Source organism: Pradoshia sp. Z6_59, assembly GCF_058267515.1.
The window spans coordinates 1-18,170 of record NZ_JBZCPP010000006.1 but is presented as its reverse complement, the minus strand read 5'-3'; the positions used below and the strand labels follow the sequence as shown (position 1 = coordinate 18,170).

The following is an 18,170-nucleotide window of genomic DNA, read 5'->3' as shown; positions in this document are numbered from 1 at the left end:
CTGGGGGGGTAGGGTGTGTACCGAATACTTGCTAAAGATCAAACTGATGGTATGAAGGAAATAAATTTGGAGGACTTACAGAATCAGGAATATAGCCTCGTATGGATTGATATCCTCGCACCGCAAGAATATGAGGCTAATATACTCCGGACGTATTTTAATTTTCACCCTCTCACTATAGAGGACTGTCTTGATCGAATTAACCAGAGACCTAAAGTGGATTTTTATCCATCCTATATGTTTTTTGTCATTCATTCCTTAAATGGAAACCTCGAAAGAAATGAGATTGATATTTACGTAAATGAAAGATCAATCGTAACTGTTCATGAAGATCATATTGAGGAAATAGATAAGGTATGGGAAGTAACAGATCAACTGGATAATTCTATCCATATCCTGCATAGAATTATTGATGCAGTCGTAGATGCCTATATTCCAAAGGCCTATCAAATAGAAGAACAATTAAATATCTTGGAAGACCACCTGCAGCAGCATTCTCTTCATAATGATCCAATGAGTCAGTTGTACGAAATTAGAACGATGATTTCGCAACTAAGAAGAATTATCCTGCCCATGAATGATTTGATGTACAGAATTATTCATTCTGAGAGAATCAGTGCCCTTTCTGAACATCATCATTACCTTAATGATGTGTATGATCATTTATTGAAATTAAAAGAATTGGTTGATGGCTATAAAGAGTTCTCAACTGATCTGAGAGATAGTTATATGGCGGTCAGTTCAAACAAAATGAATGAAACAATGATGACCTTGACAATTATTACGACTATTTTCATGCCATTAACATTTATTGCAGGTTTATATGGTATGAATTTTACTGAAATGCCTGGTTTAACATTTCGGAATGGTTTTTGGTATGTCCTTCTGTTTATGATCATCATCACAGTTATAATGATGATTCTTTTTATGCTAAAAGGATGGTTATTCCGAAGGCTGTACAGAAAGGAAAATAAATAGCGGCTTTTAGCTCTATGGTATTTAGAACTAAAACCGCTTAGGTCATGTGTACAGGACTAGGTCCTTTATTTATATTAATACCCGTAATCCCAATCGATTTCTTCTGGATGCCACATAGTAAGCTGAGGAGTTGCGTAAGATTCGTCCGTTTGGTTATGTGTGTATTTTTCAACTTCGCTAAGTTGAATATTCTCTAAACAAGTAATAACATGGTTATCTTCATATAAAATGGCAGTACCTTTCATTAGTCGTACCCCTTCTTTCCAGCATATTGATTTAAGTTATGCTTCTATCTGTATAATAGTCCTCATCTGTTAAAGCGTCTATAACATTGAGCAATGTTTCACAAAATAAACACTATTTTCGACTTGATTTTAAATAGTAATAAAAAATTGATCATTTAAGCCGATACTAAAAAGAAGGCTTTATCTTACTGCAATTAATCGTAAGAGATATGGAAAGGCGCTGTTAAAAATGAATGAACAACAAAAAGGAATCCTGTTAGAGAGCGGAACAAATGAGTTGGAAATCGTGGAATTTGGTATTGGGGAGCATAAATTTGGAATTAATGTTATTAAAGTTAAAGAAATTATTAACCCAGTGCGGATTACCGGTGTTCCACAAACACATCAACATGTTGAAGGAATCATTGAACTTCGTGGAGAGATACTGCCTGTAGTAGATATTGCCAGTGCATTAAATCTTCCGGCATCCCAATCTCCTGAAAAGGATAAATTTATAGTGACTGAGTTTAATAAAATGAAGGTCATTTTTCATGTACATACCGTTACTCAAATTCATAGAATTTCATGGAACCAAATAGAAAAACCATCTGATATGTACCAGGGTTTGGATAGTCAGATTACTGGTGTCATTAAAATGAATAATGAAATGCTTTTATTGCTTGATTATGAAAAAATTATTTTGGAAATTAATTCAGAATCAGGAATAACCGTTAATCAGATTCAAAAATTAGGAGTTAGAGAACGATCTGATAAGCGTTTATTAATTGCTGAGGATTCACCGCTGTTGCGGAAGCTGTTGATGCAGACATTAAAAGAAGCCGGTTATGAACAACTCGATTTCTTTGAAAATGGCCAGGAAGCGCTAACCTTTTTAGAAGGTAAGGCACAAGCAGGAGGCATACTGAATGAAATACATTTGGTAATTACAGATATTGAAATGCCACAAATGGATGGTCACCATCTAACCAAACGAATTAAAGAAAATCCTGCCTTGTCAGATCTGCCTGTTATCATTTTTTCATCATTAATTACGGACGATTTAAGGCATAAGGGAGAGTTGGTAGGAGCAGATGCGCAAATTAGTAAACCAGAAATAGTTGAATTGGTCAAACAGTTAGACAAACTATTGCAAAAGTAAAGCTGCTGAACCATTTGTTCAGCAGCTTTACTTTTTCCAATTTTGATATGGATAGGATTCACCAAGACGCGTAAAAGTCGGTTTTTGGTATTTCTTTTTATAATCTTTAGCGCGATCATTATCTGTATTTTCCTTGCATCCTGTATAAGACATCAATAGTTTTTTTGCTTTAGATAAGGAAAGACGTGAAGAGGGGTTTCTTACCTCTTTTGATAAATGACCAAGATGTGTTAATGTTTGAAAGTCGTCCTTTGAGGGCGGAATATGGAATGTATACTTTCCGCATTGTATCAGTACATCTGATTGTTGGAAGCTTAAATGAGGATGGTCTGAATATTGCAGGCCTATTTTCTTTGCTTTTCCTTCTTCAAGCATTTTAATAATCGTTTTTTTCTTTAGGTTGTATAGAAATTTAGGGTCTGATGCAGTTTTTGCATGTCTATTCACAGAATAAATCGCTTCTCCTAGGTCATCGGCAGTAAAACAGGTGGGATTAGGTAGATTCCCATTATTTTGATTCATAAATGTTCCTTTCTTCTAAGAATATTTCATGATAATAAGTAAAAGCATATAACTGATTATAACGTGTTCTGCTATGGGATAAAAGGAAAAACGTTTTATATCTTACTTAAACGAATATATGTTCAAAACAGACTACCCGAGAAATTGAAGGTATAAGAATTATGAAAGTGAGTGTGATACGTTGCAAAAGCTGCTACTTACTGGATGCGGAGGGGCAATGGGTGCGTTAGCTCGATACGGGATTAGCTTATTGCCCCCTTCTTCTGGCAGTCCTATTCCGTTTAACACCTTATTCATAAATGGTTTTGGAAGCTTTGTTTTAGCTTTTCTCACCTATTCGCTATTTAAAAATCAGGGAAATGAAAGATTGAAATTATTTTTTGGAACCGGATTATGTGGAGGGTTTACAACGATGAGTAGTTTTGCATTGGAAGTAACCAATCTCGCAGCAACTAATCCCCTATATAGTCTTTTTTATTTATTACTGAGTATGATTGCAGGTCTCTTATTGGCATGGTTAGGATTTATTATGTCCAGTTGGATAAAGAGGGAAGCACGTTGATTATATTAATTGTGATAGGTGGTTTTCTCGGAACGTGTTTAAGATATATAATGACAGGCTGGTTACAAAAATATAATCATTCGTTTCCTCTAGCTACTCTTGTTATTAATTTAATTGGGTCGTGTTTAATTGGTATATCGGCTGGGATAGGAATAGAGCGGGGGACCGGTATGCATATGTTTACTGTGATAGGAAGCTTGGGGGCTTTTACTACATTTTCTACTTTTGCAATTGAATCCCTGGATTTAATGCTGAGCCGGGAACATCGCAAGTTAATGCTTTATGTATGTTTTTCTTTGGTGGGAACGTCAGTTTGTTGTATGTTATGCTATCATCTTATGAAAAATATAGGACATTAATCGCTCGTCTATATGAAAATTCGACAATGTATTATAAAATAATTGGAAGAAATGTAATTTATTTAAAAAATGAACTGTTAGGTGCCATAACTATGACAACTTTAAAGAATAACATTAAAAGCTATACAGGTAATAAACAGGTAAATGATAAAAAGATTCAAAAGGTACTCTTCAATATTTTATTTCACCATATTGAAGAATTGGTATTTGTCATGGAATATGATGCTGAACACATATTTCGATATGTATTTGTAAATGAGTCCGCTTATAAATTAACTGGTATACCAGAAGATTGTATTGGTAATACCTGGTGGGATTATTTGCCTGCAGAAAAGGCTGAATTATTGCAAAGGTACTATGAACAAGTAAGGAATAATAATGAACCTGTAACGTTTATAGATGCTTTCGATTTCAATGGCTTTGAACGCTTTGGAGAGACAACTATAAGCCCGGTTTTTGATTCTGAAGGAAATATGGCTTATCTGGTGGGGATTACACACCTATCAGCTCAATATATGCAAGAGAATGGAATGATCATTGAAAGTGAACAGATTTATCGTTCGTTATTGGATCATAATCTGGATGCAATCGTTTCGCTTAATCGCAATGGAGAAATTCTGAACTGCAATCCTTCGACTATTTCAATTACCGGGTATCGGGAGAATAATCTAAAAGACTACTCTTTTTTTGATTATATTCACTCGGACGATTTGGAAAGGATTATGAACTTATTTGAAAGAGCGTTAGAGGGATATCCAATGGAAGCAACGGCTGTGTTTTTCCTGCATAAAAGAGGACATTACATCCAAATTCAATTAAAATCAGTCCCTATTATTGTGAACAAGGAAATTAAGGGCGTTTATTTTATTATGCGGGATCTTTCCGAGCAGCTCCGAAATACAGAAAAGATTAATTATATGGTACTGCATGATCAATTAACAGGTCTATTAAATCGATCAGCCTTGATGAAAGATTTACATGAAGCTATTCATATAGCTAAGAAACTGAATAGTGAATTCTCGTTAATATATATGGATTTGGACCGTTTTAAATTTATGAATGATTCCTTTGGGCATCAGTCTGGGGATCAGCTCTTAAAAGTAATCAGTGAGCGGCTTCTGTCTATTCAGGGAGATTTTCACTCTGTATACCGACAGGGGGGAGATGAGTTCGTTATATTGCTTGAGAAAACTTCCAGGAATGAAACCATACGATTTATTGGAAAGCTGATTTCCCTTCTTGAGGTACCTTTTTACATTCATGAGCAGCAATATTATGTTACAGCAAGTATGGGTATTAGTATGTATCCCGATGACGGATTGGATGCGATAACCTTAATGCAGAAAGCAGATGACGCCCTATTTCAGGTCAAAAAAAGAGGGAGGGCACACTTTTTATTTTACAGTGAGCGTATGAGAAATGATCAATTTGCGAATCCGTTTTTAATGGATACCAGTTTAAGACGGGCTATTGAAAAAAATGAATTGTCTGTGCATTATCAACCTCAAATTAATTTGCTTAATAATGAAACAACCAGCTTTGAGGCATTATTAAGGTGGAATCATTCCAAACTGGGCTATGTTTCTCCAGCAGAATTTATTCCAGTCGCAGAGGATACAGGGTTAATAATCCCAATTGGCGAATGGGTCATAGAAGAAGTATGCAAGCAAATAAATAAGTGGAATTTATGTGGATATTATACAAAAGTAGCGATTAACTTATCCCCCAAACAATTTCAACAGCCTAATATTGTAGATATCATAAAATTGTATATGGATAAGTATAAAATAGATGCATCATCATTGGAAATTGAGATTACCGAAGGGACAATACAGGATACAAAAGAGACGAATGAGACACTGAAAGAAATGAAGAGATTGGGATTAAGTATATCTGTAGATGATTTTGGCACTGGATATTCTTCTTTAAGCTATCTGAAACAATTCCCATTAAACACGTTAAAGATCGATCGATCATTTATAAGCGAGTTAATGACTGACAGTAAGGATGCAGCAATCACGAGAACAATTATCCATTTGGGGCACAGTCTGGGTCTTGAAGTCATTGCCGAAGGTGTTGAAACAAAGGAACAGGTAGATTTCCTGTTAGATATACAGTGTGAAAAAGCACAGGGCTTTTATTTTTCAAGACCAATTCCGGCTATTGAAGCTGAAGAGAAATTCTTGAAAAAGAAGAAATAAAATATAGCATAAAACAGCCAGACAATAGGCAAACGGTCAGAATGTAGGTTCTGCTCGTTTGCCTTTATCGTTTTTTTAAGCCTTCTTGGCCATTCTGCAAATCGATGACCGTGATTTCAGGACGTGAAAATAATCGGTATGGAATACGGGTTGTACCTAATCCGCGATTTACATACAAGGATAAAGGACCAACTGTATAAGATCCTTCCCTGTATTTTTCTGCAAAAGGAGGGGTCACAATCGCACCCAAAAGTGGAATTTGAATTTGTCCTCCATGACTATGTCCGCTTAATTGCAAATGCACTGGGTAACTGGCGGCATAATCAGCATAATCAGGAGCGTGAGACAGAAGAATGGTAAATAAATCACTGGATTGTCCCGGTATACTTACATCCAGGTTGGGCTTGCCAAGCATTGCATCATCTATCCCGCTTATTACGATTTGACTGCCATTCTCCTGGGTTATAAAGTTTGATTCATTTACTAATAGGGTAAATCCATTATTAACCATAGTCTCTTTGTAAATTTCCGTACCATAACCGCCATGATCATGATTGCCAAATACGCAATATTTACCAAGAGGTGCCTCCAGTTGACTTAATAATTGATTGAGCTTAGGAGTTATCTTATATTCATTCGGATTATCCATCAAATCACCTGTAAAACAAATAATATCGGGATTAAGTGAATGAATGGTTTCGACTGTTTTTTCTAAATCTGTCAAATTATATTGGAAACCCAAATGAGTATCACTAAATTGGACAATTCTACTATTATGAAAGGATTCTGGAATAAGTGGGTGGGAATAGGAAAAGCTTGTTATGTCAATCCAGGATGGTTCAATATCTTTCATATAAAATCGCCCTCCTATAAGAGAGCAAAGAATAGTAGCTATATAGGCAAATGATTTTTTTAAAAAGAATCTTCTGGTTATTTTCTTCATTGTAAAGTTCCTATCTCATAATTGTCAGTCTAATCCTATCATTCATTAAGATAATTGTTAAGATGTATGAGTATTACTTTTTGATTACAAAATTTATGTGCTATTTGGTCTATAGATTAACTACCCAAAATAAGGTAAAATTAAAATACAATAGGTATTTAGATTTATAGGAAAGATGATTATATATTTTTAACTGAATGGGATGTTTCATTCTGAGGACGAGGGTGTTACAGATGAATAAAGCCAAATCATATGAAATGATCTATCTTCCTGCAAAAATAGGAATGATAAAAGTATATATGTATGGATTCCATAAAAAAGGAGATCCCGGCAGAGTATTTGTTATGCTTAATGATTTAAGAGTAAATGGCAAAGGCACGAATAAAAAGGAAACATTGATCAGTACTCTCTCTAAACTAAATGAGCTAATCAATCATAAGTAAATTTGGAGGGCAGCCTAATGGCTGCCCTTTTATCATTTTATTGGATTGGACAAAATTTAATAAATCTCGTTATACCTATATTTCTCTTCTATTTTTCTAATTCAGTACTTCTGGATATTATTGACAGAATTTTGTGATATAATAAAAGTGAATAATCATTCATTTTATTTGGAGGGCTCATATGAAGGGAAAAGTAGTGATTGTAACTGGTGGTTCGAGTGGAATGGGAAAGGCTATGGCTCAACGTTTTGCAAATGAAGGGGCTAAGGTAGTCATTACCGGAAGGAATAAAGAAAAACTGGATAACACCATTAAAGAATTTGCAGAAAATCAGGAGAATATACTGGCTGTTCAGATGGATGTTCGAAATGTGGAGGATGTTGAAAGAACCATTGAAGAGACGGTTACCAGATTTGGTACAATCGATTATTTGATTAATAACGCAGCAGGTAATTTTATTTGTCCGGCAGAGGATCTATCACCGAATGGCTGGAAATCTGTCATTGATATTGTTTTGAATGGTACCTTTTACTGCAGCAGTCTCATCGGCAAGTATTGGATAGAAAACGGCATTAAAGGATCAATCATCAATATGGTCGCTACCTATGCGTGGGATGCAGGTCCATATGTCATTCACTCTGCCTCAGCAAAGGCCGGTGTTCTGACAATGACAAGAACTTTGGCTGTGGAATGGGGTAAAAAATATGGAATCCGCGTAAATGCAATTGCTCCCGGGCCGATTGAAAGAACCGGGGGAGCAGATAAGTTATTTCAATCGGAGGAGGCAGCTCAAAGAACTCTTGAAAGTGTTCCGCTTGGAAGATTAGGAACACCGGAGGAAATTGCAGATTTAGCCCTCTATTTACTATCTGATCGGGCATACTATATTAATGGTGACTGTATTACAATGGATGGCGGTGCTCATCTTAATCAATTTCCGTTTTAGGTATAGATGAATGGTAGTATGGTAGTAGTAAGAATAGGAATCAATAAAAAACAGTTCAATTTGCTGATGAACTGTTTTTTTGTGCGTTCATTGACTGGTTGTTTATGAATATACTTAAGTTTTCACTATCCTTGTATTATTTTTCAGTAAAAAGTGTTTATTCTGGTAAAAAGGGGAATAAGCTAATAAAGGCCTTGAGATAGATGTACTTAAAAAGGGGGATCATAATGAAAAAGGTTTTAACTTCGTTGTTTATTGCCATACTTGTATTAGCGGTTTCTCCTCTTGTCAAAGTAGATGCTAAAAGTACACTGGATAAACAGGATGCATTTAATCTTTTAGATAGCGCATTTCAATTGCAAGTATCTCTTTCAGAACAACCAAGATCAATGGACAAAATTCGAGACTTATTAAAAAATTCCTTCTCAGAGGAATACACTGAGGATTTTATGAACATGAATGTACAAAAAAGTGTGGATGGAAGTGGCTATCAGACATATGGTACCGATATAGCCCTTTATTATATTCCTTTTTTTACATATAGTGAACATACTAAACTAGGATATAGTTCAGCTAATGATCAATGGTATGTGTATGAATGGTTCCCAGGCAATACAGATGGACCAATTAGCTATGAAGGGCATTACGAGGCAATCGGGCTGATGTATGACCATGATAAATGGGTAATTAATGATTACCAAATTGCTTTCGATCCCAAAACACTTGATAATAGTCAAGAAACAGCCCAAAAGTCCAATGTGGGTGAGGAGCCATCCAATCAAACTTTCATAAACAGAATGACAGATTATATTAGCTATGGGTTCATTAATCAAATGTCTCATTGGTTTGGGATGATTGCTTTCTAAATCCTGATGGCATGAATAGAAAAGCTAATCCTGCTTAAATGAGGATTAGCTTTTTTGTATTAATTTTCAATATTTAACAATTCCATAATTCGTTCCTGGTTAAATCCAATGATTACTTGATCACCAATGACAAACGTTGGGGTAGAATATGAATCATATTTGGTCATAAGTATTTTTTTTGCTTTTGTATCCTTCTGAATATCTTTTAAGGTATAGGGAATATTGTGCTCATCAAAAAAATTTTTGGCGTAAGCACATGGCGGACAGCCTGGTTGCGTAAAAAAGAGAATTGGTTCCACTTTTTTCTATCCTTTCTTTTGTTTATTTTGTATCTACCAGTATACATGAAACTTTTTTGTTTACTATAGTACGAATTTTAAGTAGGATATCAGGCAGGACTCTCTTTTAATTAAAAGAACAAGAAAAGAGAAAAAGGATTGCCAACACCTGAGTTTCTTGTCAATTTATTTTGATAGATTCTGCTTTAAAGTGAAAAAAATGGCGCTGGAATTTTTCTTGGAACGTTTTTATGATAAAATGATGAAGTCTCTAAAAAAAGAGATGAAATAAAAGGTGTAACCATCAAATACGTTATAATGAATTTGGGTATACAAATAATGCCTATTCCTCTATTCTGTTACTAATGGCAAGTCCATAAGCGACAATATTTTATTTGTTGGTAAGTCATGAAAGGAGCATATATTAGATATGTCACGATTACAAGGAATTTTATCACGTTTGAAAAACCTACAGGAGCAAGGGAAAGTATCAGATACAGCACAACGTGTGTTTGAAGTTGAAGGTCAAGTGAAATGTCAAGTATCTTATTTCGATAAAACTGAAACATTCGAGCTAGAGATTTTCCAAGATAAAGGAAAGACTATGAAGTATCAATTTGATAATATTGATATGATTGCCATTGAAATTTTTGAGTTAATTTATAGCTAATTTGGAAATTTGAGATGATTTGGTTATGTTCCATTAGCATGATGAAGGTATTTGTTCCTTATCATGTAGGTAATGCTTCTTTAAAATCTCTAACTTGAATTAATCTAAAGTAGGGAAGGGAAGATAATTACTGACAAATCGAACAGTTGAGTCTTCCGAATAAAACCAAAAATGGATAAACAGGAACTAACTATATAAGGGGTTCTTAACCATGTTAGATATGCAAAAATTAGATGGATTCGAACTGACTGTAAAGGATTTAATGATTTCGTCTGAACGTGTTGCTCATGTACAGCAGGAAAATAATCTCGAACATGCATTATTGGTTCTTACTAGAAGCGGCTATACTGCTATACCAGTTCTGGGACATGATTATAAATTGCATGGATTAATTAGTACACCAAAGATAATGGATGCGATATTAGGCCTTGAGCGAATTGAATTTGAAAAACTGGAAGAGATGAAGGTTGCAGAAGTGATGGATCCTAATCTCCCATGTCTTAAAGAAAATGATTCAATTGAAAAAGCAATGGAACTACTTATCGATCATCCATTTGTATGTGTGGTAGGTACTGAGGGAGCTTTCGAAGGTATATTGACCAGAAGGCAGGTTATGAAGCAAACAAATCGTTTAATAAAAATCATTAAATATAATTAATATCAGTTATCTCAATCGATAATGATTAGTGGAACAAAATTTAAACAATCTTTTAAAACGCCTGGATAAAGCTCCAGGCGTTTTTTACTTGGTTATAAAGTTCAAGTGTATAACTAAAAAGGAAAGTGATTATAAACGAAGTGATCAATAAGACACTGTTTAGATACTGATATCTAACAAAAATTTTTGTTAGGTATTATCTTCCAAATTTACTTTATCCAGGATAGGAACTTCGTTAAAATGATAGGGAGGGGCGTGGGAAAATGGACTCGAACAATTCAAGTGTAGAAAAAAAGTTGTTCAAAAGGGCAAAGAAGAAGACAAAACGCCCTTACGTATTAATTTCTATCCTATTGGCTTTATTCATGGGTGCTATCGAGGGTACTATCGTTTCAACGGCAATGCCTGAGATAGTTGGTGAGCTGGGAGGCTTCTCCCTATATAGTTGGGTCTTCTCAGCCTATTTGCTAATGAATACGGTAACGGTATTGATCTATGGGAAGCTATCTGATTTATTTGGCAGAAAACCCATATTGTTATTTGGGATTACAGTCTTTCTGCTTGGTTCCCTTGGCTCTGGATATGCATGGTCCATGCAAAGCTTAATTTTCTTCCGTTTAATCCAGGGTTTTGGAGCGGGAGCCATTACGCCCGTTGCCATGACAATTGTGGGGGATATTTATACGAAAGAAGAACGAGCAAAAGTTCAAGGGTATTTATCAAGTGTATGGGGAATATCGGCCATTTTGGGACCTGCAATTGGCGGATTATTAATCGAATACATATCATGGAGCTGGATCTTTTGGATTAATATTCCGTTAGGATTTCTCTCTTTAGGAGGTTTGTTATTTTTCTTCCATGAGCATAAGGCGGTTAAAAAACAAAAGGTTGATTATATGGGTTCAGGGCTGCTTGCTGTTTTTTTGTCGCTTTTAATGTTTTTATTTGTGCAAGGCGGGATCTCATTTTCCTGGATTTCTCTAAAAAGTTTGTTGTTAATTATACTCTTGCTGATTTTGGTGTTTTGCTTTGTGAAGCATGAAAACAGAACTGAAGAGCCCGTTATGCCCTTTTCTATCTGGAAGAATCAAGCAATATTGTTTGCTAATTTAACCTCTCTTACAACCGGTATTGTTTTAATTGGAGTATCAAGCTATTTACCAACATTTGTACAGGGAGTGATGGGGAAATCCCCAACGATAGCAGGATTTACTCTTACTGCTATGTCTATAGGATGGCCGATTGCATCCTTTATATCAGGCAATATGATTTTGAAGATAGGGTATCGTACTACCTGTATAATAGGTGGAATCTTTATCATTTTGGGTGCATTGGCTTTTACATTTTTGCCCTCCCATGGATATGTGTTTTTGGCCGCTTCGGGATCGTTTTTACTTGGTGTGGGAATGGGGCTTACAAGCACTTCGTTTATTGTGTCCATCCAATCTACTGTGGGTTGGGAACAAAGAGGTGCTGCAACGGCCGCCAACATGTTCATGAGAAATCTGGGAAATACAATCGGTGCCGCATTATTGGGAGGCATATTGAATAACCGATTAAACGCCTATTTTTCACAAAATGAAAATATAGATTTAAATTCGGTAAACGAATTGCTTAACACAGAGATTCGATCTTCATTAGGACCGGAAAGATTGGAACTGCTCCAAAGTGGATTAACACATTCATTGGGTATTGTTTATTTTATTGTCTTACTACTGGCTATACTTAGCGTGTTCTTAATATTGAAAATGCCAAAAGAGAAATCGTAACAGCCTAATTAACCTGCTATATTGTAATATTTGCAGTTCAGCAGAATATAAAGGTAAAATAAATTGAATGTCTGATTAAGAAGAGATTGGTTTGTGAGGAGAACAAATGGTTATAACTGATTTTGAATTATTGGATACTCTTGCTGTTGAACTGAATTTACGTAAGACTGCCGAAAGAATGTTTGTCTCTCAGCCGGCACTTTCACAGCGTCTTCAATCAATAGAAAGAGAATGGGGAACACCGCTTTTTATTAGGTCAGCAAAAGGAATGACGTTGACGGAGGCTGGAGAAATTGTCGTTCAATATGCCAGGGAATCCCTGAAATTAAAAGAAAAAACACGAGAAAAAGTAGACGCTCTTAATCATAATGTACAGGGTACTTTAAAAATTGCGAGTGCTTCTATAGTCGGCCAATATTGGCTCCCGATGATTTTAAAGAAATATGTTAACAAATATCCCAATGTTAAGATTTCACTTGTGACAGGATGGAGCAGTGAAATGATCGAAAATATCTATAATGGAGAGTCCCATATTGGTATATTGAGAGGAGTCCCTGACTGGCATGGCTATAAAAAGCTATTGTTCAGTGATCACTTATACCTTGTGGATACCGAGCTTAGCCAATTATCAGATGCGTTAACTACAGAACGCCCCTTTATCTTGTTTAAAAGTGATTCGAACTATTATCGAGAGATTCAAAACTGGTGGATTCGCCATTATGGAATTCCTCCGACACGTACCATTCTTGTTGATCAAATTGAAACTTGTAAACAGATGGTGATGAATGGAATTGGTTATGCCATTCTACCGGGTATATCTTTAAGAGAAGGTGAAGCCTCGTATTTTAAACATCCTTTGTATGACCTGGAGGGACAGTCAGTTGAAAGAAAGACATGGCTTGTAAGCTATGATGCTTCCCTGGAATTAAGGCAGGTTAAGGCTTTTGTTAGTTTGATTGAGGAAATGTTAACGGAATAGAAATGAAATCTCTATTCTTGTTTTTCCTACGCTTGTTTGATAAAGTAATAGAAAATTATTTAGGGGAGAGAAATATACTATGAAAATGATGGACGCAAATGAAATTATATCCTTTATCGGAAATAGTGTTAAAAAAACGCCGGTTAAAGTATACATAAAGGGAGAAATCAGTGAACTGGTATTTAATCCTGAAGTTAAAACATTTATTACCGGTAACACTGGGGTAATTTTTGGAGAATGGTCTGATATTCAACCAACATTAGAAGAAAACAAGGAGAAAATAGAAGATTATGTGATTGAAAATGATCGTCGAAATTCTGCGATTCCAATGCTGGATTTAAAAGGGATTAATGCACGTATTGAGCCGGGTGCGATTATCCGTGATCAGGTTCATATTGGCAATAATGCGGTGATTATGATGGGAGCTTCCATCAATATTGGAGCAAGCATCGGAGATAAGACCATGATTGATATGAATGCTGTGCTTGGCGGACGTGCAACTGTTGGTGAGAATTGTCATATTGGAGCAGGAGCAGTGTTGGCTGGAGTAATAGAGCCACCATCTGCCAATCCCGTTGTAATTGAAGATAATGTACTTGTTGGTGCTAATGCGGTTATTTTAGAAGGTGTCCGAGTAGGAGAGGGAGCTGTAGTTGCGGCTGGCGCAATTGTAGTAGAAGATGTTCCTGCTCATACAGTAGTTGCTGGAGTTCCGGCTAAAGTAATTAAAAAAATTGATGAAAAGACTAAATCCAAAATTGAAATTAAGGATGAGCTTCGTCAGTTATAATAAAAATGGAAGGGCGTGGAGATGATGATTTCCGCGCCTGTTTTTAAATTGGAGATGAGGTGAGCTGTGATTTGGAAAAGTTAATTTCGATTAGAAGAGATCTGCATCGGATCCCTGAGCCTGGTTATAAGGAATTTAAGACTCAACAATATTTGATAGATTACATAAGAAATCTTCCTCAGGATCGTATAGAATGGGAAAAATGGAGAACAGGACTATTTGTTCGAGTAAAAGGGCTATCTCCTGAGAAAACCATAGGCTACCGTGCTGACATCGATGGTTTGCCAATTCGTGAAGAAACGGAGCTTCCCTTTAAATCCGAGCATGCAGATTTTATGCATGCATGTGGCCATGATTTTCATATGACCATCGCCCTGGGTGTATTAACAGATTTAGTGGAAAATCCAATTAATGACCATGTTTTATTTATGTTCCAGCCCGCAGAAGAGGGACCTGGAGGAGCAGAAGAGATGATTGCTGCTGAGCAGTTTTCTAAGTGGAGGCCTGATTTGATTTTTGGATTGCACATAGCTCCGGAATATCCGGTGGGAACAATTGCCACCAAAACAGGTTTACTCTTTGCCAATACCTCGGAGATCTTTATAGATTTTAAAGGGGTTGGTGGGCATGCTGCCTATCCCCATCTGACGAATGATATGGTGATTGCATCCTGTCAATTTGTTACTCAGCTACAGACTATTGTAGCAAGAAATATTAATCCACTCGATTCGGCCGTTGTTACAATTGGAAAAATTACAGGAGGGACCGTCCAAAATAGTATTGCTGAAAATGCGCGGATAGAAGGGACGATTCGGACGCTTTCTGAGGATTCTATGCTATTGATCCGGAATCGAATACTGGAAATGGCAAAAGGAATGGAAATGGCTCTTGGTTGTAAGATTAATGTTGATTTTGGTTCATCCTACTATCAAGTATATAACGAACCAAATCTAACAGAAGAGTTTATGAAATTTCTGTATCAGCGCCATGATACGTCATTAGTCAATTGTAAGGAAGCGATGACGGGTGAGGACTTTGGATACATGATTAAGGAGATCCCAGGCTTTATGTTCTGGCTTGGTGTTCAGTCATCGTATGGATTGCACCACGCTAAATTAAATCCGGATGAGAAGGCACTTTCCTTTGCTGTATCGGTTATAACAGATTATATTCGAATGAAATCAATATAAAAAGAGAACCCGGCTTGAGTATAACAGCCGGGTTCTCTAGTATTATTCCGTTCCTTCAGCAGCGTATTGAAGCCTTATTTGATCAATGGCAATTTTAATCCTAGAGCGCAGCTGGCGTTCGACATGGTATTGCTGTCCATTTGTTGTTCTGGCTACAATTCGAATTGTATAATCAGCTGTACCCATATCCTGGATGCCGAGAATCTCAGGCCCCATCAGAATATCTTCATCCTGTTCGGCCATTGTGTGGCATATCTCTTTGACCGATTTTGTGATTTCCTCCAAATTATCTTCTGCTTTAAGTTTAATTTCCACCATAGCTCTCATAGCTCCACGGGAATGATTGCTTAGTATGGCAATTTGTCGATTGGGAATATAGTGGAGGCTTCCGTCATAACCTCTTATTTGGATTGTTTTAAGTCCGACTACCTCAACAACGCCTTTAATAACTCCTATTGTCACTTCATCCCCAACATCAATCTGTTTTTCGAGCAGGATAAAGAAGCCGGTTACCACATCACTCACTAATCCCTGGGCACCAAAACCGACCGCTAAACCGACGATTCCGGCACCGGCTAGAATCGCACTCACATTGATTCCCAACATTTCCAGGATGGTAACAATTAAGATAAATATAAAGACGTAACCAAAAGCGTTTTTCGTTAAGGATTCCAATGTTTTCGTGCGATTCTCTGAAAGATTCTCTTTCGCCTGCATGCGTGAGAAAATCTTTTCAATGATTTTGAAAGTAAACGTGCGTATTACTTTATAGATTAAATAAAATAAAAAGATTTTTAGAGCCCAAATTCCAATATCAAAAAGCCAGGTTTCCCACTTCAGATCTGAAAATTTAAAACCCATTACGAACATATTCTCCATTAAACCAATCCTTTCCTAACAACTTCTTTATTGATATAAACGGAAGTATTCAGTTATGATAGATACTGTTTTTGGTATACTATAATCTTCATCTTAGAGGAAAGTGTATGCACCCATTTACTATCATAATAGAATAATATAGGTATACCTTAAAGGAAGTTGAATGATTTGCCAAGTGAAAGGTAAAATGTTTGAAAAGACATAATCATTTTTTAACATAAACTGATAAAATAATAAAGTTATAGATAATAAAGCTTACCTATGTCGATTTCTATATATTTTAAATACGATTCTCGAGTTTGTTTAAAGAATTATTGATATATTTATTAGTATACTATATAGAGCTAAATTTCTACTTGACGTTACTGGTGGGTTATAGATTTTTTTATTAGGTTAATCAATAGTCAGTTTTACTATTTTTCCAAAAAGTTTGGGTGAAAATACTGTAAACATTTAACTGTATTATGTATTATTTGCATATGTGATATTTATTTTGGACATATATTGGAATTTTAGGCGGGATGAAGGTTCGTTGATTGGATCTCAATCGGTGATTTGGGACATTCAAGAAACATGTGAAGAATGAAGAGCGGTTCTCCCTTTCCGCTAAATAGTATAGATCGGGTTAATAATCACTTTATAAAACTGAAAAGGAGGCGTCGTAGCCTTGAATTTTGAACTGCTGACAATAACGGTATTATGGTCCTTCCTTTATGTATATGTCATAATTGCATCCATTGAGTTTGGTGTTGGTTTTTTTACATATTATGGTCGTTTTAAAGGTAAGCAGGTGGGAATTCCTAAATGGACAGGTCATTATGATCCGCGACTATGGCATATTACGATTATTTTCTTTATATTTTTTGTGGCTGGATTGATTGGATTTTTCCCAGATACATTTTATTATTTTGGCAGAGCATTGGTTATACCAGGGCTGGTTGTTTTATTACTGGTAGTCATCAGATTTATGGCACATTTCCTGTACAAAAAAGGGAATAAAACAAGCTGGTCATTTTTATTTATTTATGTATCGACTGGAATCCTGATTCCTGCTTCTTTATCCATTGGGCTTACGATATCTGAGGGAGGATTTATAAAAAAAGAAGGGGAACGAGTATTTCTCCTGGTAAAAAAATTATTCCTCAGTCCTTATTCCTGGAGTGTCGTGTTTCTGGCAATTGTAAGTGTCTTATTTATAAGCGCGGTATTTTTGCTCTATTATAAGGAAAAGTCCAATGATAAGGAGGCAAGTATGACTGTGCGGGGCTACGCTCTTTTTTGGAGCGTTCCAACGATCATAGCAGTCGCTTTAGCTACTATTTCATTAAGGGGACATAACTTGCGTCATTTTGAAAATGCGTTGGAGATTTGGTGGTTATTTGCCTTTTCATTAATTTTCTTTATGTGTGCCTTATATTTAATAATTAGAAATAAAAGACATGGTTTAGCATTTATATTTGTATTACTTCAGTTTTTATTTGCTTTCTATGGATATGGAATTTCACATTTGCCTTTTATACTTGATCCGTTCATTACATTGGATTCGTTTAATGGGCGTCACTTATGGTTAACCTTAGGCTGCTTATTGCTATTTGGATTATTGCTCTTGACCCCATTTACTCTATTGATCAATAAAATGTTATTCCGAACAAAATGAAAAAAACGCGAGTGCCTAAATGATCTGACCCAAGAAAGTTAGACACAAAAAATTAAGCAGCTTCTAAGATCTGAGTCCGGTATTCAACTGGACTTAG

At 35.9% G+C, this 18,170-nt stretch carries 20 protein-coding genes; 15 read left to right on the top strand and 5 right to left on the bottom strand.

The features are described 5' to 3' along the window. Positions 1 to 15 precede the first annotated feature (15 nt). On the top strand, positions 16 to 978 hold the full coding sequence (corA, locus tag AC4D4B_RS07980) for a magnesium/cobalt transporter CorA (protein ID WP_490999613.1): 963 nt from the start codon (positions 16 to 18) through the stop codon (positions 976 to 978). Positions 979 to 1,052: 74 nt separating this feature from the next. Here the strand turns inward: corA and AC4D4B_RS07975 are convergent, their stop codons facing one another. Beyond that, positions 1,053 to 1,223, bottom strand: a complete 171-nt coding sequence (locus AC4D4B_RS07975; protein ID WP_490995232.1) for a hypothetical protein — start codon at positions 1,221 to 1,223, stop codon at positions 1,053 to 1,055. Between the two features lie 229 nt (positions 1,224 to 1,452). Between AC4D4B_RS07975 and AC4D4B_RS07970 the strand changes: the two genes are divergently transcribed. Continuing rightward, complete coding sequence (locus AC4D4B_RS07970) at positions 1,453 to 2,361, top strand: chemotaxis protein (protein WP_490999612.1); 909 nt, start codon at positions 1,453 to 1,455, stop codon at positions 2,359 to 2,361. Positions 2,362 to 2,388: 27 nt separating this feature from the next. Here the strand turns inward: AC4D4B_RS07970 and AC4D4B_RS07965 are convergent, their stop codons facing one another. After that, positions 2,389 to 2,883, bottom strand: coding sequence for a YkyB family protein (locus tag AC4D4B_RS07965; protein WP_490995230.1), 495 nt, complete (start codon positions 2,881 to 2,883; stop codon positions 2,389 to 2,391). 181 nt (positions 2,884 to 3,064) lie between these two features. Here AC4D4B_RS07965 and AC4D4B_RS07960 point away from each other — a divergent pair, with 181 nt between their 5' ends. From AC4D4B_RS07960 to AC4D4B_RS07950, 3 genes are all read left to right on the top strand, one after another. Then, positions 3,065 to 3,445, top strand: a complete 381-nt coding sequence (locus tag AC4D4B_RS07960) for a fluoride efflux transporter FluC (protein WP_490999611.1) — start codon at positions 3,065 to 3,067, stop codon at positions 3,443 to 3,445. Next, complete coding sequence (locus AC4D4B_RS07955) at positions 3,397 to 3,804, top strand: fluoride efflux transporter FluC (protein WP_490999610.1); 408 nt, start codon at positions 3,397 to 3,399, stop codon at positions 3,802 to 3,804. Before AC4D4B_RS07960 ends, AC4D4B_RS07955 begins: the two co-directional genes overlap by 49 nt. 92 nt (positions 3,805 to 3,896) lie before the next feature. Beyond that, entirely contained in the window at positions 3,897 to 6,005 is a 2,109-nt protein-coding gene (locus AC4D4B_RS07950; RefSeq protein WP_490999609.1) for a sensor domain-containing protein, read from the top strand. Positions 6,006 to 6,069: 64 nt separating this feature from the next. On the opposite strand, the gene AC4D4B_RS07945 is transcribed toward AC4D4B_RS07950, so the two are convergent. Next, complete coding sequence (locus AC4D4B_RS07945) at positions 6,070 to 6,858, bottom strand: metallophosphoesterase (protein WP_490999608.1); 789 nt, start codon at positions 6,856 to 6,858, stop codon at positions 6,070 to 6,072. A gap of 323 nt (positions 6,859 to 7,181) precedes the next feature. Between AC4D4B_RS07945 and AC4D4B_RS07940 the strand changes: the two genes are divergently transcribed. The 3 genes from AC4D4B_RS07940 (at position 7,182) to AC4D4B_RS07930 (ending at position 9,203) form a co-directional block, all read left to right on the top strand. Continuing rightward, positions 7,182 to 7,391, top strand: coding sequence for a hypothetical protein (locus AC4D4B_RS07940; protein WP_490999607.1), 210 nt, complete (start codon positions 7,182 to 7,184; stop codon positions 7,389 to 7,391). A gap of 181 nt (positions 7,392 to 7,572) precedes the next feature. After that, complete coding sequence (gene fadH, locus AC4D4B_RS07935; protein ID WP_490995224.1) at positions 7,573 to 8,337, top strand: 2,4-dienoyl-CoA reductase; 765 nt, start codon at positions 7,573 to 7,575, stop codon at positions 8,335 to 8,337. 227 nt (positions 8,338 to 8,564) lie between these two features. Beyond that, positions 8,565 to 9,203, top strand: a complete 639-nt coding sequence (locus tag AC4D4B_RS07930; protein WP_490995223.1) for a DUF3993 domain-containing protein — start codon at positions 8,565 to 8,567, stop codon at positions 9,201 to 9,203. Between the two features lie 59 nt (positions 9,204 to 9,262). Here the strand turns inward: AC4D4B_RS07930 and AC4D4B_RS07925 are convergent, their stop codons facing one another. Beyond that, positions 9,263 to 9,502, bottom strand: coding sequence for a glutaredoxin family protein (locus AC4D4B_RS07925; protein WP_490999606.1), 240 nt, complete (start codon positions 9,500 to 9,502; stop codon positions 9,263 to 9,265). A gap of 409 nt (positions 9,503 to 9,911) precedes the next feature. Between AC4D4B_RS07925 and AC4D4B_RS07920 the strand changes: the two genes are divergently transcribed. From AC4D4B_RS07920 to AC4D4B_RS07895, 6 genes are all read left to right on the top strand, one after another. After that, positions 9,912 to 10,151: a YkuJ family protein gene (locus AC4D4B_RS07920; RefSeq protein ID WP_066100892.1), complete on the top strand. Its 240-nt coding sequence runs from the start codon at positions 9,912 to 9,914 to the stop codon at positions 10,149 to 10,151. A gap of 211 nt (positions 10,152 to 10,362) precedes the next feature. Then, positions 10,363 to 10,809: a cyclic-di-AMP-binding protein CbpB gene (gene cbpB, locus AC4D4B_RS07915; RefSeq protein ID WP_490995221.1), complete on the top strand. Its 447-nt coding sequence runs from the start codon at positions 10,363 to 10,365 to the stop codon at positions 10,807 to 10,809. 263 nt (positions 10,810 to 11,072) lie between these two features. Next, positions 11,073 to 12,578, top strand: coding sequence for an MDR family MFS transporter (locus tag AC4D4B_RS07910; RefSeq protein WP_490995220.1), 1,506 nt, complete (start codon positions 11,073 to 11,075; stop codon positions 12,576 to 12,578). 106 nt (positions 12,579 to 12,684) lie between these two features. Beyond that, positions 12,685 to 13,557, top strand: a complete 873-nt coding sequence (gene ccpC, locus AC4D4B_RS07905) for a transcriptional regulator CcpC (protein WP_490995219.1) — start codon at positions 12,685 to 12,687, stop codon at positions 13,555 to 13,557. Positions 13,558 to 13,636: 79 nt separating this feature from the next. Then, positions 13,637 to 14,347 carry a 2,3,4,5-tetrahydropyridine-2,6-dicarboxylate N-acetyltransferase gene (dapD, locus tag AC4D4B_RS07900; protein WP_490995218.1) on the top strand — a complete coding sequence of 237 codons (711 nt, stop codon included), beginning with the start codon at positions 13,637 to 13,639 and terminating at the stop codon, positions 14,345 to 14,347. A gap of 71 nt (positions 14,348 to 14,418) precedes the next feature. Then, positions 14,419 to 15,537, top strand: a complete 1,119-nt coding sequence (locus AC4D4B_RS07895) for an N-acetyldiaminopimelate deacetylase (RefSeq protein ID WP_490995217.1) — start codon at positions 14,419 to 14,421, stop codon at positions 15,535 to 15,537. A 42-nt stretch (positions 15,538 to 15,579) separates the two neighbouring features. Here the strand turns inward: AC4D4B_RS07895 and AC4D4B_RS07890 are convergent, their stop codons facing one another. After that, a complete protein-coding gene (locus AC4D4B_RS07890) occupies positions 15,580 to 16,398 on the bottom strand; it encodes a mechanosensitive ion channel family protein (RefSeq protein ID WP_490995216.1) in 819 nt (272 codons plus the stop codon). A 685-nt stretch (positions 16,399 to 17,083) separates the two neighbouring features. Here AC4D4B_RS07890 and AC4D4B_RS07885 point away from each other — a divergent pair. Next, a complete protein-coding gene (locus AC4D4B_RS07885) occupies positions 17,084 to 18,073 on the top strand; it encodes a cytochrome d ubiquinol oxidase subunit II (protein WP_490995215.1) in 990 nt (329 codons plus the stop codon). The last annotated feature ends 97 nt before the right edge of the window (positions 18,074 to 18,170 follow it).